Annotated in this window: 15 protein-coding genes; 13 read left to right on the top strand and 2 right to left on the bottom strand. The window is 66.7% G+C overall.

What is annotated here, in order from left to right; translation table 11 throughout:
• The 3 genes from AC27VE_RS05315 to AC27VE_RS05305 all read left to right on the top strand — a co-directional run.
• The coding region (locus AC27VE_RS05315) for an ATP-binding protein (protein ID WP_488703215.1) at positions 1-736 on the top strand (736 nt) is incomplete at its 5' end.
• A 41-nt stretch (positions 737-777) separates the two neighbouring features.
• A complete protein-coding gene (locus AC27VE_RS05310) occupies positions 778-1,011 on the top strand; it encodes a hypothetical protein (protein WP_006227447.1) in 234 nt (77 codons plus the stop codon).
• 161 nt (positions 1,012-1,172) lie between these two features.
• On the top strand, positions 1,173-2,078 hold the full coding sequence (locus AC27VE_RS05305) for a DMT family transporter (RefSeq protein WP_488703214.1): 906 nt from the start codon (positions 1,173-1,175) through the stop codon (positions 2,076-2,078).
• Here AC27VE_RS05305 and AC27VE_RS05300 read toward each other — a convergent pair.
• Together AC27VE_RS05300 and AC27VE_RS05295 are read right to left on the bottom strand one after the other, a co-directional pair.
• Positions 2,032-2,973 carry a hypothetical protein gene (locus AC27VE_RS05300; protein ID WP_488703213.1) on the bottom strand — a complete coding sequence of 314 codons (942 nt, stop codon included), beginning with the start codon at positions 2,971-2,973 and terminating at the stop codon, positions 2,032-2,034. The genes AC27VE_RS05305 and AC27VE_RS05300 overlap by 47 nt on opposite strands.
• A 400-nt stretch (positions 2,974-3,373) precedes the next feature.
• Positions 3,374-4,360, bottom strand: a complete 987-nt coding sequence (locus tag AC27VE_RS05295; protein WP_006227450.1) for a Bug family tripartite tricarboxylate transporter substrate binding protein — start codon at positions 4,358-4,360, stop codon at positions 3,374-3,376.
• Between the two features lie 559 nt (positions 4,361-4,919).
• On the opposite strand from AC27VE_RS05295, the gene AC27VE_RS05290 reads away from it, so the two are divergent.
• From AC27VE_RS05290 to AC27VE_RS05245, 10 genes are all read left to right on the top strand, one after another.
• Positions 4,920-7,835 carry a monovalent cation/H+ antiporter subunit A gene (locus tag AC27VE_RS05290; protein ID WP_488703212.1) on the top strand — a complete coding sequence of 972 codons (2,916 nt, stop codon included), beginning with the start codon at positions 4,920-4,922 and terminating at the stop codon, positions 7,833-7,835.
• Positions 7,835-8,179 (top strand): Na+/H+ antiporter subunit C, encoded by a 345-nt coding sequence (locus AC27VE_RS05285; protein ID WP_006227452.1) that lies wholly within the window; start codon positions 7,835-7,837, stop codon positions 8,177-8,179. The genes AC27VE_RS05290 and AC27VE_RS05285 overlap by 1 nt, the downstream gene beginning before the upstream one ends.
• Entirely contained in the window at positions 8,176-9,807 is a 1,632-nt protein-coding gene (locus AC27VE_RS05280; RefSeq protein WP_088587267.1) for a monovalent cation/H+ antiporter subunit D, read from the top strand. Before AC27VE_RS05285 ends, AC27VE_RS05280 begins: the two co-directional genes overlap by 4 nt.
• Positions 9,807-10,289: a Na+/H+ antiporter subunit E gene (locus tag AC27VE_RS05275; protein ID WP_006222314.1), complete on the top strand. Its 483-nt coding sequence runs from the start codon at positions 9,807-9,809 to the stop codon at positions 10,287-10,289. Before AC27VE_RS05280 ends, AC27VE_RS05275 begins: the two co-directional genes overlap by 1 nt.
• Before the next feature lie 2 nt (positions 10,290-10,291).
• Positions 10,292-10,573, top strand: a complete 282-nt coding sequence (locus AC27VE_RS05270; RefSeq protein WP_006222313.1) for a K+/H+ antiporter subunit F — start codon at positions 10,292-10,294, stop codon at positions 10,571-10,573.
• Positions 10,570-10,911 (top strand): monovalent cation/H(+) antiporter subunit G, encoded by a 342-nt coding sequence (gene mnhG / locus AC27VE_RS05265; protein ID WP_006222312.1) that lies wholly within the window; start codon positions 10,570-10,572, stop codon positions 10,909-10,911. Before AC27VE_RS05270 ends, mnhG begins: the two co-directional genes overlap by 4 nt.
• A 262-nt stretch (positions 10,912-11,173) precedes the next feature.
• Positions 11,174-11,686, top strand: a complete 513-nt coding sequence (locus AC27VE_RS05260; RefSeq protein ID WP_234704727.1) for a hypothetical protein — start codon at positions 11,174-11,176, stop codon at positions 11,684-11,686.
• 104 nt (positions 11,687-11,790) lie between these two features.
• Entirely contained in the window at positions 11,791-12,639 is an 849-nt protein-coding gene (locus tag AC27VE_RS05255) for an HAD family hydrolase (protein WP_006222310.1), read from the top strand.
• A gap of 10 nt (positions 12,640-12,649) precedes the next feature.
• A complete protein-coding gene (gene tadA / locus AC27VE_RS05250; RefSeq protein ID WP_088587586.1) occupies positions 12,650-13,150 on the top strand; it encodes a tRNA adenosine(34) deaminase TadA in 501 nt (166 codons plus the stop codon).
• Entirely contained in the window at positions 13,147-14,268 is a 1,122-nt protein-coding gene (locus tag AC27VE_RS05245; RefSeq protein ID WP_488703211.1) for an LD-carboxypeptidase, read from the top strand. Before tadA ends, AC27VE_RS05245 begins: the two co-directional genes overlap by 4 nt.
• Positions 14,269-14,451: the final 183 nt, after the last annotated feature.

Genomic DNA, 14,451 nt, shown 5'->3' with positions numbered 1-14,451 from the left:
GGGCCGGCTGGCCGAAGTGCGCAGCGGCCACGATGAACTGGACCGCCGCGTGCGCGAGGCGCAGGCGGCACTGGCGGAGCATCGTCCCGACCTGCTCGAGCAAGACGTCCAACGCTACGAGAAATCCGCCGCCATCGAACGCGATGCGCAGCACAAGCGCCACGGCGAGATCCTGCAACTGCAGGGCAAGCTGGACCAGGCGGGCGCGCAGGGCTTGGGCGAACGCCTGTCCGAATCGGCTGCCGCGTGTGAACGCCTGGCGCGCCGTCGCGATGAATTCGCGCGCCGCGCTGCCGCGCTGGAGCTGCTGCTGACCCTGCTGACCGACAAGCGCGCGGCCGCCACGCAGCGGCTGCAGGCGCCGTTGGCGCGGCGGTTGAACCACTACCTGGCCTTGCTATTCCCCGAGGCCGCGCTGCGGCTGGACGATGCGCTCTTGCCGACTGCGTTGCGTCGCGGCGAGGGTGAAGACCTGCTGGAGGCGCTGAGTTTCGGCACGCGCGAGCAACTGGGCATCCTGGCCCGGTTCGCCTATGCCGACCTGCTGCGCGAAGCCGGGCGGCCCACCTTGCTGGTGCTGGACGACGCCCTGGTCCACACCGACGATGCGCGGCGCGACTTCATGAAGCGTGCGCTGTTCGATGCGGCCACGCGCCACCAGATCCTGATGTTCACGTGCCACGGCGAGGCGTGGCGGGACATGGGGGTCGAACAGCGCCGCATCGGCGCTTCCTGAGCGGCTTGACGGCGTAAGGGGTGAACGGATAGGCTACGCCCATGCCTGACTTCACGCCCTACGCCGATTTCGCCGCCGCTGCTTCTGCAGCCGGCCGCGGCGCGCGCGCGTGGTCTGCGCATGCCGGTCTGATCCCTGCGGCGCCTGCCGCAATTTCTCCCGTCGTTTCTCCTGTCGTATTTGCGATCGTTTCTGCGGTCGTCTCTCCGCCCGCCTCGCCGCCTGCCGGCGTGGTCTCGGGCGTGCATCCGCCCTTGGCGGTTGTGTTCGGCTGACCGCCAAACTCTCCACTCCAGTCCTTGTCCGTTGTCAGTGCGCATGATGGGTTGACGCGTATCGCGCGCCCCAAGCGCCGCTGATCCGTGCCGGTTTGCCGATAGTCGCGGCAACCCGGCGCAGGGCTGGAGCCTGTTCTTACCCTGACAGGTGAAACCTCATGTCTTTCGATCGATCCACGTGGACCGCTTACGGCTCCACCACCTTGTTCGTGCTGCTGTGGAGCGGCGGCGCGATCTTCGCCAAATGGGGGCTGTCGCACGCCTCCGCGTTCGGCTTCCTGTTGTGGCGCTTCATCCTTGCCTTGGCGGTGCTGGGGGCGATATGCCTGTGGCGCAAGCGCTGCTTGCCGGAGCGCGGTACGCGCAAGACCGTGGCGCTGACCGGGCTGCTGTTGATTGGCAGCTATTCCATCTGCTATTTGCTGGCGTTGGACCATGGCATCACGCCGGGCGTGTTGGCCACGTTGCTGGGCGCGCAGCCCATCCTGACCCTGGCGGTGATGGAACGCCGCTATTCGCCGGCGCGGCTGGCGGGGCTGTTCCTGGCGCTGTGCGGTCTCGTGATGGTGGTGTACCAAAGCATCGGCATGGCGCGCTTTTCAGTGGCGGGTATGGCGTTCGCCTTTGCCGCGCTGGCCAGCATGACCGCGGGCGCCATCCTGCAAAAGCGCGTGAAGCAGGCGCCCATGGACGTGATGCCGTTGCAATACACGGTCAGTCTGGCGCTATGCCTGCTGTTCGTGCCGTTCCAACCGATCCGGGTGGACTGGACCGTCGGGTTTGTCGTGCCGCTGATCTGGATGGGGCTCGTGATATCCGTGGGCGCGACGCTGCTCTTTTACCGCATGATCCAGGCCGGCAACCTCGTCAACGTCACCAGTCTGTTCTATCTGGTGCCGGCCGGCACGGCGGCGCTGGATTACCTGATCCTGGGCAACCGCCTGTCTGCGCTGAGCCTGGCCGGCATGGGGGCGATCCTGCTGGGCCTGATGCTGGTGCTGCGCAATCCGGCGGCGGTCAAGCCAGCGCCGGATAAGCGGCCGTCGGCCAAGACGACCGCGTAGCGGCCGGCGCCGAGTCTCCGCCTTGCGCCGCGTCCTGCCCCACCCAATGGCCGCTGACAAGCTGGGCAGGGCGCGTCTGGGCCGAGACGCGGGCGCAGACGGACCAGGCGTCCAGCCGGACGCTCAGCCCGGCATAGACGCCATGGCCGTCGCCGGCCTGGATCACGCCTTCGGCCTGCACGCCTTCACCCGCGCGGATCGAGCCTTCGGCGCGGATGTCGCCGCCGGCGATCAGGCCCCACCCGGACGCCAGGTGTTCGCCGCACTGGATGGAACCCCCGGCCTGGATGCCGCAGGCCGCATTGATTTCCTTGTCTGCGCGCACGTCGCCGCCGGTCTTGATGCCCTGGCCGCACTTGATGGCGCCTTGCGTCTGCACGTCCTGGCCGGCATGCAGGTGGCCCGTCACGGCCAGGTCCTGGCCGGCGCAGATGTCCCATTTGGCGCGCACGTTGCCGCCGCAGTCCAGGCTGGTGGCGGTTTCGATGCCCCAGTCCGCCGCAATGTCTCCGCCCGCGCGCAGATTGCCGCCGCTGGCGATGTTGGCCGCCGCAGTGATGTTTTCCCCCGCCATGATGGTTTCGCCCGCGCGGATGCCGCCGCCGGTGATGATGCTGCGGCCGGCGCGCACCACGCTGTCCACGTTGATGCCCATGCGCACTTCCAGCGTGCCCGCGAAGACGATCGCGTTGGCGTCCACGGCATCCAGCTTCAGCACGGCGTCGGTGGGACCGAACTGGTCCAGCAGCCAGCAGGCGTCGCTGACGCGGCCGTCGGCCACCAGCGCATCAAGCACGGCCTGGTAATCCCCCTGTCCGTTGTGGTCGCGGATGAACCATTTGTAGCCGCCCGCGCAGGGATTCTTGGCTTTGACGAATTTCTTGGTAAGTTGCATGGCGCTGAAAGGGGAGATCTGTGCGTGGCCGGCCGCCAGCGGTGGGGGCGGGCGGCGAAGATTCAGGCGCGGGCGCCCGGCCACGCGGCAGGGCGTCCGCCGGCGCGTGGCAGGCGGCAACGCGCACGGATGTGCAGGGCCACCGGCGACAGGCCGGAATAGGAAGGGGGAAAGCGGAGGGAGCCGGGCGATTAGCCGGGCTTGGAGCGCGCGTAAGCGGAACGCGCGGCGACTTCCTGCGAGCTCAACAAAGTCGAGCGCAGGGCGCAAAGGACGCAGGCAGCGGGGGGGATGGGAGAAAAATCGGATCGCACGGGGGCAGATGCTAACACCCGCGCGTCCGGAGTCAAGTGGGAAAGGCTGGCTTCGAATGAAGCAGCAGCCTTTCCGTCAGGCGGGATCAGTTCGTCGAGACGATGTTGCGTTCCTTGGCGATGCGCTGGCGCAGTTCCAGTTCACGCTTGATCTGTGCGGCATACTCGGCGGGCGTATTGCCGTCCACCAGCGACCCGCCGTCGGCCAGGCGCTGGACGATCTTCGGGTCTTTCAGCGCCTTGACGGCGGCGTCGTGGATGCGGTCAACCACGGCTTGCGGCGTGCCGGCGGGTGCGACCAGCCCGTACCAGGCCATGTTGTCCATTTCGGGCAGGCCGCCTTCCTTGAAGGTGGGGACGTCCGGCAGGGCGGGCAGGCGCTTGGGGGCGGCCACGGCCAGGGCGCGCAGCTTGCCGGCCTGGATGTGGGGCATGGACGAGGGCAGGTTGTCGAACTGGGCGTTCACCTGGCCGGCGATCACGTCGTTCAGGGCCGGGCCCGAACCGCGGTAGGGCACATGGACCATGTCGGTCTGGGTCAGCGACTTGAACAATTCGCCGTCCAGGTGGCCGATGCCGCCCGCGCCGGACGAGGCATAGCTGTACTTGCCGGGATTGGCCTTGAGCAGGGTGATGAATTCCGCCAGCGACTTGGCGGGCACGGCCGGGTTGACCGTAAGCACGTTCGGCACGTTCACCAAGTTGGTGATCGGCGTGAAGTCTTTGATCGGGTTGTAGGGGTTCTTCGGGTTGGTGGCCGGATTCGTGGCCATGGTGCTGACGGTGGCCACGCCCAGCGTGTAGCCGTCAGGCGCGGAACGGACCAACGCGTCGGCGCCGATCGAGCCGCCGCCACCGCCGCGGTTTTCCACCACGACGGCCTGGCCCAGTTCACGGCCCAGGCCTTCGGCGACGATACGGGCGACGATGTCGGTCGTGCCGCCGGCGGCAAAGGGGACGATCAGGCGGATGGGCTTATTGGGGTACGGATCTGCGGCGTGGGCGCCGGAACTAAAGCAGACGCCTGCGATGGCGGCGGCCAGGATGGCCTTGGCATGAGACAGCACGGTCAAGAGTCTTCTCCATATTTTGTTGTTCCGAGCCGACCGGCTTCTTGGGCCGGCGTCGGTGAAGCGCGCTTTGCCGGGATGCTGGCGTAGCCGACGCTTCGTGGGCGCAATTCCACACAGGAATCCCCCTACGGTCAACTCAGGATTCTCCCTGTCTTTACGCAAAAATATTTTTTCAGTGACGGATAGTTGTGTGGAAATCGCGTCAGATCGCCGAAAAAGCCAAGCCTGACAACAAGATGAACGATTTCTCAAACCCTGTCATTGCGCAATCATTGCGCAGTCATCGTGCTGTCATTAGCCGGGTTCACGCATAAATCTCTGCATAACTTACAAGAATCTGATATTTTTCGGATGAGATTCTTGGCCGGTCTTGCAAGAAAGCTATTGCGTTTGTTTCTGTCTGCGCCGTTCAATGGGGCGTTGGTTGATGTCCCCGCGGGGCAACGTGTAGTGCAGCGACGCACCGGGCCAGGGTTCCGTCCGTTTTTCAATCCCCGGTCTGTTTCGTCTCTCGCTGCCACGTGCCGGCGGGAGGGGGCCCGGACATTCTCGGAACGCCATGTCGCTGATCCTGATCCTCGCTCTGCCGTTTGCCGGCAGCCTGTGCGCCGCGCTGTTGCCTTCGAACGCCCGTAATGCCGAGGCGTGGTTGGCCGGCTTGATCGCCCTGGCCTGTGTGGTTCTGATTGCCAGCCTTTACCCGGACGTCGCCAACGGCGGCGTGATCCGGTTCGACATGCCGTGGGCGCCCGCCCTGGGCCTGCAGTTCACCTTGCGCATGGACGGCTACGCGTGGCTGTTCGCCCTGATCGTCTCGGGTATGGGCGCACTGGTGGTCCTGTACGCCCGCTATTACATGTCGCCGGAAGATCCGGTCCCGCGCTTTTTCTCGTTTTTCCAGGCCTTCATGGCCGCCATGCTGGGCGTGGTCCTCTCCGGCAACCTGATCCAGCTGGTGATGTTCTGGGAAATGACCAGCCTGGCGTCGTTCATGCTGATCGCGTATTGGCATCACCGCCTGGACGCCCGGCGCGGTGCCCGCATGGCGCTGACGGTGACGGGCGGGGGCGGCCTCTGCCTGCTGGCGGGCGTGCTGATCCTGGGCCATATCGTCGGCAGCTACGACATGGACCGCGTGCTGGCCTCGGGCGACCTGGTGCGCGCCGACCCCTGGTATCCGGCCGTGCTGGTGCTGGTGGCGCTTGGCGCATTGACCAAAAGCGCGCAATTCCCGTTCCATTTCTGGCTGCCCAACGCCATGGCGGCGCCCACGCCGGTGTCCGCCTACCTGCACTCGGCCACCATGGTGAAGGCCGGGGTATTCCTGCTGGCCCGCTTCTGGCCGGTGCTGTCGGGCACCGACGAATGGTTCTGGATCATCGGCGGGGCAGGGCTAATCACGCTGGTATTGGGGGCCTATGCCGCCATCTTCCAGCAGGACATGAAGGGCGTGCTGGCGTATTCCACCATCAGCCACCTGGGCCTGATCACACTCTTGCTGGGGCTCAATAGCGAGCTTGCGCTGGTGGCCGCCATCTTCCACATGATCAACCACGCCACCTTCAAGGCGTCGCTGTTCATGGCCGCCGGGGTCGTGGACCACGAAACCGGCACGCGCGACCTGAGCCGCCTGTCCGGCCTGTACAAGGCCATGCCCATCACCGCCACCCTGGCGATGGTGGCGGCGGCGTCCATGGCGGGCGTGCCGCTGCTCAACGGTTTCCTGTCCAAGGAAATGTTCTTCGCCGAGACCACTTTCATCAGCGGCGACAGCTTCACCCAGATCGGCCTGCCGCTGATGGCCACCATCGCCGGGGCGTTCAGCGTGGCCTATTCGCTGCGCTTCATCCTGCAGGTGTTCTTCGGCCCCCCGGCCACCGACCTGCCGCGCGCGCCGCATGAGCCGCCGCGCTGGATGCTGTTCCCCAGCGCGCTGCTGGTGTTCATGTGCCTGCTGGTGGGCGTGTTGCCCGCCCTGACGGTCGGCCCGTTCCTGGCGACCGCGGCGCAGAGCATCCTGGGCGAGAACATGCCCGAATACAGCCTGGCCGTCTGGCACGGCGTGAACCTGCCGCTGGTGATGAGCCTGGTCGCCACGGCGTCCGGTGTACTCCTGTACCTGGCGTTGCGCGCCCACCAGCGCGCCAACCCGGGCCGCGTGCCGTTCATCTACCGCCTGGACGGCCGCCGCACCTTCGAAACGTTGCTTGATGGCTCCAGCGTGGCGGCGGCCTGGCTGCTGCGCTGGGTGGCGTCGTCGCGCCTGCAGGTGCAGATGCTGCTGATCGTGCTGGGCACTTTGTTCGTGGCCTGGCTGCCCTTGCGCGGCGGCGGATGGCTGGAAGGCACGGGCCGCATGACGCCGGTCGACCCCGCTTTCGCGCTGTTGTGGCTGGTGGGCGGGGCTTGCGCGCTGGGTGCTGCCTATCAGGCCAAATACCACCGCCTGGCATCGCTGGCGCTGGCCGGCGGCGCCGGCCTGATCACCTGCCTGACCTTCGTGTGGTTTTCCGCGCCCGACCTGGCGCTGACCCAGTTGTCCGTTGAAGTGGTCACCGTGGTGCTGCTGCTTCTGGGCTTGCGCTGGCTGCCCCGCCGGATCGAGAAGGACGACGAGGAAACGCTCAAGGCCACGTTGCGCGCCCGGGGCCGCCGTTTGCGCGACCTGCTGATGGCCACGGCCGCCGGCACCGGCATGGCGGCGCTGGCCTACGCGGTGCTGGTGCGTCCGCAAGGCGAGACGATCTCTTCCTATTTCGTGGATCGCGCGCTGCCCGACGGCGGCGGCACCAACGTGGTGAACGTGATCCTGGTGGACTTCCGCGGCTTCGACACCTTCGGCGAGATCACGGTGCTGGGCATCGTGGCGCTGACGGTCTACGCGTTGCTGCGCCGCTTCCGTCCGGCCGCCGAAAGCGCCGACCTGCCGCGCCAACAGAAGGAACAGGACGGCGGCGTGCCGGCCGCGCCCGACATCAAGTCGCTGGTGCCCGAAGGCTCGATGATGGTGCCGACGGTGCTGGTGCGCCTCTTGCTGCCCACCGCTGCGCTGATTTCGGTGTACTTCCTGCTGCGTGGCCACAACCAGCCAGGCGGCGGCTTTGTCGGCGGACTGATCTTCGCCACCGCCGTCATCCTGCAATACATGGTGGGCGGCGTGTACTGGGTGGAGTCGCGCAGCCGGCTCAACCCGCAGAACTGGATCGGGATCGGCCTGCTGGCCGCCGGCATCGCGGCGGTGACCGCGTGGGTGGCGTACAAGCCGTTCCTGGCCGCGCTGGCCTGGGATGTCGCGCTGCCGCTCATCGGCCACGTGCACCTGTCCAGCGTGCTGCTGTTCGACCTGGGCGTGTACATGCTGGTCGTGGGCTCCACCGTGCTGGTGCTGGTGGCGCTGGCCCACCAATCGCTGCGCGCGCAACGCAAGGCCGCCGCCGAAATCCAGGCGGCCGCCACACAAACAGGGGAAGCCTGATGGAATTGATCTATGCCGTCGCGATCGGCGTATTGGCGGGCTCGGGGGTCTGGCTGCTGCTGCGGCCGCGCACCTTCCAGTTCATCATGGGGCTGTCGCTGGTGTCGTATGCGGTGAACCTCTTCATCTTCGGCATGGGCCGGCTCACCTCGGGCCGTCCGCCGGTCGTGGACCCCGCCATGGCGCATGACCCTTCCTGGTACGCCGACCCGCTGCCGCAGGCGCTGGTGCTGACGGCCATCGTGATCGGCTTCGCCACGACTGCGCTGTTCCTGGTTGTGTTGCTGGCCTCGCGCGGCCTCACGGGTACCGACCACGTTGATGGACGGGAGTCCCAATCTTGAGTTTCTGGCTTCAACACCTTCCTGTACTGCCCATCATCACGCCGCTGCTTGCAGGCGCGGCGATGCTCTTGTTGGCCGATACCAGCCGCTATACGCGGGGGGCGATCTCGGTGGTCGCCACCTTGGCCCAGCTGGCCGCGGCGATTGCGCTCCTGGCCGTGGCCGGCGGCGGCGTGCCCGGCGTCTGGCCCGATGGCGTAGGCGTCTACCTGGTGGGCGATTGGCCCGCGCCGTTCGGCATCGTGCTGGTGGTGGACCGCCTGGCCGCCGTCATGCTGACGCTGACCGCCGTGCTGGGCCTGGCCACGCTGATCTATGCGCTGGCCCGCTGGGACCGCGCCGGCGTGCATTTCCATTCGCTATTCCAGTTCCTGCTGATGGGCTTGAACGGCGCCTTCCTGACGGGCGACCTTTTCAACCTGTTCGTTTTCTTCGAAGTGCTGCTGGCGGCATCCTATGGCCTGCTGCTGCACGGCTCGGGCGTTGCGCGGGTCAGCGCGGGACTGCAATACATCGCCGTGAACCTGGTGGCTTCGTTCCTGCTGCTGATCAGCATCGCGCTGATCTATGGCGTGACCGGCACGCTGAACATGGCGGACCTGGCCCTGCGCGCCGGCAACCTGACGGGCGCCGAACGCATGCTGTTCGAAGCCGGCGCTGCCATCCTGGGGGTGGCCTTCCTGGTGAAGGCGGGCGCCTGGCCGCTGAACTTCTGGCTGGTGAAGGGCTACGGCTCGGCCGGTGCGCCGATCGCGGCCATGTTCTCGATCATGACCAAGGTCGGCATCTACGCGCTGTTGCGCATCGGATCGTTGCTGCTGCCGTCGGGCGCGCCAGCGGCGTTCAGCCTGGACTGGATGTTCGCGGCGGGCCTGGCCACGCTGCTGTTCGGCGCGCTGGGCCTGCTGGCGACCCAGCAGCTGGAGAAGATGGTGGGCTATTGCGTCATCGTGTCGGCCGGCACGCTGCTGACGGCGCTGGGCATGCCCGGCGTCACCCTGACCGGCCCCGCGCTGTTCTACCTGATCAGCTCGGTGCTGACCACGGGCGCGTTCTTCATGCTGGCTGAACTGATCGAGCGCACGCGCAGCTTCGGCGCCAACGTGCTGGCGGTGACGCTGGACGCCTTCGACCTGGACGACCCTGCGTCGGTGAACCGTTCCGACGACGTGGTCGGCGTGGCGATACCGGCGGCGATGGCGTTCCTGGGCCTGGCGTTCATCTGCTGCGCGCTGCTGGTGACGGGCTTGCCGCCCTTGTCAGGCTTCGTGGCCAAGTTTTCGCTGCTGTCGGCGGCGGTGTCGGCCGCCACCGAATCCGCGCCGCCGTTTGACGCATGGATCCTGGTGGCCGCCGTGCTGGTGTCGGGCCTGGCGGGCCTGGTCGGCCTGGGCCGCACCGGCATCCGCGTGTTCTGGGCCAGCGACGACCGCAGCACGCCGCGCCTGCGCGTGATCGAAGCAGGGCCGGTGGCCGTGCTGCTGTTGCTGTGCGTCGGCCTGGCGGCAGGGGCGGGGCCGGTGTCGGCCTATCTGGACGAGGCCGCGCGCTCGCTGGATCAACCCAAGTCCTATATCGACGCCGTCATGTCCGCGCAGACCGTGCGCGGCGTCAAGGGAGGAAGCTGATGCGCCGCCTTTACTTCCTTTTCCTGCCCGTTTTCCTGTTCGTCCTGTGGCTGGTGCTGAACGAAAGCCTGTCCGCGGGCCAGATCGCCCTGGGTGCGGCGCTGGCGCTGTGGTTCACGTGGGCGGCGTCGCGCCTGCGTCCTTTGCATGCGCGGCCGCGCCGCCTGTGGAAGGCCGTGCCGCTGTTCCTGCACGTCACGGCGGACATCATCAAGTCCAACATCGCCGTGGGCAAGCTGATCCTGAATCCGCGCCGGAACGATTTTTCACCCGGCTTCATCATGATCCCGCTGACCATGCGCGATCCGCACGGTCTGGCCATGCTGGCCTGCATCGTCACCTACACCCCAGGCACGGTCTGGGTGGACCTGACGCCCGACCACAGCTTGAAGCTGCACGTGCTCGACCTCCAGAACGAAGACGACTGGGTCAAGCTGGTGCAGGAGCGCTACGAGCGCCCGTTGATGGAGATGTTTGAATGACTATGAACACCGCACTGTATTGGGCGGCGTCCTTTGCCCTGGTGTGCTTTGCGCTGGGCATGGTGTTTGCCGCCATCCGCCTGCTGCGCGGCCCCACGGCGCAGGACCGCGTCCTGGCGCTGGACACGCTGTACATCAACGGCATGCTCACCATGCTGGTCTTCGGCATCCGATCGGGGGCGTCGCTGTACTTCGATATCGCGTTGCTGATCGCACTGTTCGGCTTCGTGGGATCCACTGCGATGGCGCGCTTCCTGCTGCGCGGCGAGGTGATCGAGCCATGATCGAAACCGCCATCCCCCTGTGGGCCGGCATCCCGGCCTGCATCCTGCTGGTGCTGGGCGGCCTGCTGGCGCTGACCGGCTCGGCAGGCCTGCTGCGTTTTCGCACGTTCTACGCGCGCATCCATGCGCCCACGCTGGGCAACACCCTGGGTTGCGGCTGCGTGCTGGCGGCGTCCATCCTGGTGTTCTCGGCCTTGTCGGCGCGCCCCGTGTTCCACGAAGTGATCATCACGCTGTTGCTGGTCGTGTCGTCGCCCGTCACGGCCATGCTGCTGATGCGCGCGGCCACCTACCGCAACCGGCTGACCAAGGCCGACGCGGACCTGGATGCCCGCTGACGGCCGGTAACAAGCGCCACCGCATGTGAACGCGACATGCCATGCTGCACCGCCGCAGGCATCAACAACAGGGCCAAGCGGCCCTGTTTTTTTGCCGCCGGGCCGCCCCAAGGCAAAAAAGGTGCTTGATACGTAACCTTACGAATGCAAGTTGCTGGACATGTCCCCGACGCCGCATCGTGGGATAGTAGGTGCAAGCAAGCGGCAGGACGGGCAGGTGGTCTTGACCGCTTACGGTTCAATTCTCATCAAGGAGCTGGCCATGAACGTACGACCCATGCATACCAAACGCCTCGCAGCAACCCTTTGCGCGGCGGGCTTGATGTTGGCCGCGGGCGCGGTCCACGCGGCAGATGCGATCGGCCGCGCCGCCATCCAGTCCCAGTACGAGCAGGACGTGGCGAAATGCAAGAGCGGTAATACCAACCAGGACCGCGCGACGTGCATGCGCGAAGCCGGCGCCGCGCGCGATGAAGCCAATCGCCAGAATCTGAAGGAAGGCTCCACCGACCAGCACCAGCAGAACATGGTCGACCGTTGCAACCGGCTGCCCGCGGAATCGCGCCAGGACTGCCTGACGCAGATGAGCTCGCCCACCAATGTGCGCGGCAGCGTCCAGGGGGGTGGGGTGTTGCGTGAGACGGTGATCCAGGTTCCGGCTGGCACGGTCCCGCCGGCCACCACGGCGCCGGCGCCTGGCATGGCACCTGCTCCCGGCATGGCGCCCGCCCCGGGCACCGGCACCGGCACCATGAGCGCCCCGATGCGCCAATAATGGCCGCGTAGGGCCGGGTACGACGCACAGCCGCCGCCGCATTCAGGCAAAATGGCGGCTGTTGCGCTTTTCCCGCCCTTATTCCGTCCTTTATTCACGCATCCATGTCCGACGTCATCGCCCTGATTTTCGATTTCGACGACACGCTGGCCTCGGACAGCACGTCCGGTTTCCTGGAAAGCATCGGCGTAGACACGGCCTCGTTCTGGAAAGACGAGGTCGATCCGCTGCTGTCCAAGCAGGACTGGGATCCCGTCCCCGCCTATCTGTACAAAATGATCCAGCTGTCCCAGGCGGGCACGCATGGGCGCATTACGCAGCAGCGCCTACAGGAATGGGGCTCGCGCCTGGAGCTGCACGACGGCGTGCCGACCTTGTTCCAACGCCTGCGCGCGGCGGTGCGCGCCGAACAGCCGCAGGTGCAGCTGGAGTTCTACCTGATCTCCAGCGGCATCGGCGACGTGGTCCGCTCCACACCCATCGCGCATGAATTCACTGAAATCTGGGCGTCCGAATTCGTCTACGGCGACGACGGCGGCATCACGTTCCCGCGCCGCATCGTCAGCTTCACCGACAAGACGCGTTATCTGTTCCACATCCAGAAAGGCATCATCGGGCGCGACTTTCGCAACAAGCCCTTCGAGGTCAACCGCAAGGTGCCCGAAGACCGCTTGCGCGTGCCGTTCGACCAGATGGTGTTCGTCGGCGACGGCTACACCGACATCCCTTGCTTTTCGTTGATCCGCCGCGCCGGCGGTTTCGCCTTCGGCGTCTGGGACCCGAAGCACCGAGACAAGCGCAGCCGCGCCTGGGGCTTCATCGAAGAAGGGCGGGTGTCCAACCTGAACCAGGCCCGCTACGACGAACAGGCCGAGCTCTACCAGTGGCTGGAAGAGGCTGTGACCAGCCTGGCCGGGCGCATCGCGCTGAAGTCCCGGGTGTACCGTGGTTGAGGCCGGTTCGCTGACGGCCGCGACGCCCGTGACGCCGTGGACCGAAGAAGACGCCCGCTACATCCGCCTGGCGCTCGAAGAAGCCCAGGCCGCTTATGACATTGGCGAGGTGCCCGTCGGGGCGCTGGTCGTGTCCGCCAAGGGCGAAATCCTGGGGCGCGGCTACAACCGCACCATCATCGACCACGATCCCACCGCCCACGCCGAAATCGTGGCCTTGCGCAGCGCCGCCCGCCAGTTGGAGAACTACCGGCTGCCGGGCATTACCGTGTATGTCACGCTGGAGCCTTGCGTCATGTGCATCGGCGCCATGCTGCACGCGCGGCTGGCGCGCGTCGTGTTCGGCGCCTACGACCCCAAGACCGGCGCCTGCGGCAGCGTGCTGGACGTCGGGTCGGTCCCGAAACTCAATCATCACACTTCAGTCACCGGCGGCGTGCTGGCGGAACCTTGCGGCGACCTGCTGCGCCGGTTCTTCCGCGAACGCCGCGCCAAGGAATCCATAGCATGAGCACCCCCAAAGCCGCCAAGGCGGGCACCAAGGCCGCCGCCGGCAACGCCGCAGCCAAGCGCACCGCCAAGCCCGCCGCAAGAACGGCCGCCAAGCCCGCGGCCAGAACGGCGGCCAAGACGGCCGTCCACGATCATGATCACGGCCATGATCACGGCCCCGCTTGCGACGATAACTGCGGCCACGACCACAGCCATGACCACGGGCACAGCCACACGCTGCCGGACGCCCGCGGCATCTACCTGATCTCGCCGTCGGCGGCCGTGCGCGATCCCGCCACGGTGGAACTGGCGCGCGAACGCCTGCAGCAGCAGGGCTTCAAGACCGCCCTGGACCGCACGGCCTATGCCGAACACCAGCGCTTTGCGGGCACCGACGCGCAGCGTCTGGCTAGCCTGGCGCGCGCCGCCAAGCAGAAGCTGCCCATCGTCATGGTGACGCGCGGCGGCTACGGCATGGGCCGGCTGCTGCACCAGATCGACTGGAAAGCGATGGCCGACAGCGGCAAGCGCTTCGTGGGCATGAGCGACTTCACTGCCTTCAACCTGGGCCTCCTGGCGCAGACGGGCGCCGTCAGCTACACCGGCGCCACCGCAGTGGCGGACTTCGGCGGCAAGAAGGTCGATGACCTGACCGAAGCGCTGTTTGGCGAAGTCATGCGCGGCGAACTGGAGATCCTCAGTTTCGAAACGCAGGACGCAGACCCCGTCGATGCCCGCGGCATCCTGTGGGGCGGCAACCTGGCCATGCTGACCTCGCTGCTGGGCACGCCGTACTTTCCGAAGATCCGCGGCGGCATCCTGTTCCTGGAAGACGTGGCCGAACATCCGTACCGCGTCGAACGCATGCTGATCCAGCTGTGGCAGGCCGGCGTGCTGGCCAAGCAGAAGGCGATCGTGCTGGGCCGTTTCTCGGACTACAAGCTGGCGCCCCACGACAAGGGCTATGACCTGCACGAAGTCGTGGCCTGGCTGCGCAAGACGGTCAAGGTGCCGGTCATCACCGGTCTGCCTTATGGACATGTGGCCACCAAGGCCACCTTGCCGATCGGCCAGAAGGTGGGCATCGCCACCGAAAAGGGCCTGGCGCACCTGGTGCTGGACGAACACCACCACTGATCATCGCCATCGGCGGCACGCCCTCGACGTCCGGCCCTGGCCGGACTCGGGGGCGTTTTCATTCGGAGACGAACCCGATCAGGGCAGGGTAGCGCCGGTCCTGATGTTCCCGGCCGAAGATTGAAAATCGGGGCCGCAGCCCCATTTGCTACACTATCGGGTTTCCTCGCATGCGTCTTCGGA

Source organism: Achromobacter sp. 18P8.1.1 (assembly GCF_057799415.1).
This window is presented reverse-complemented; position numbering and strand designations above follow the sequence as displayed.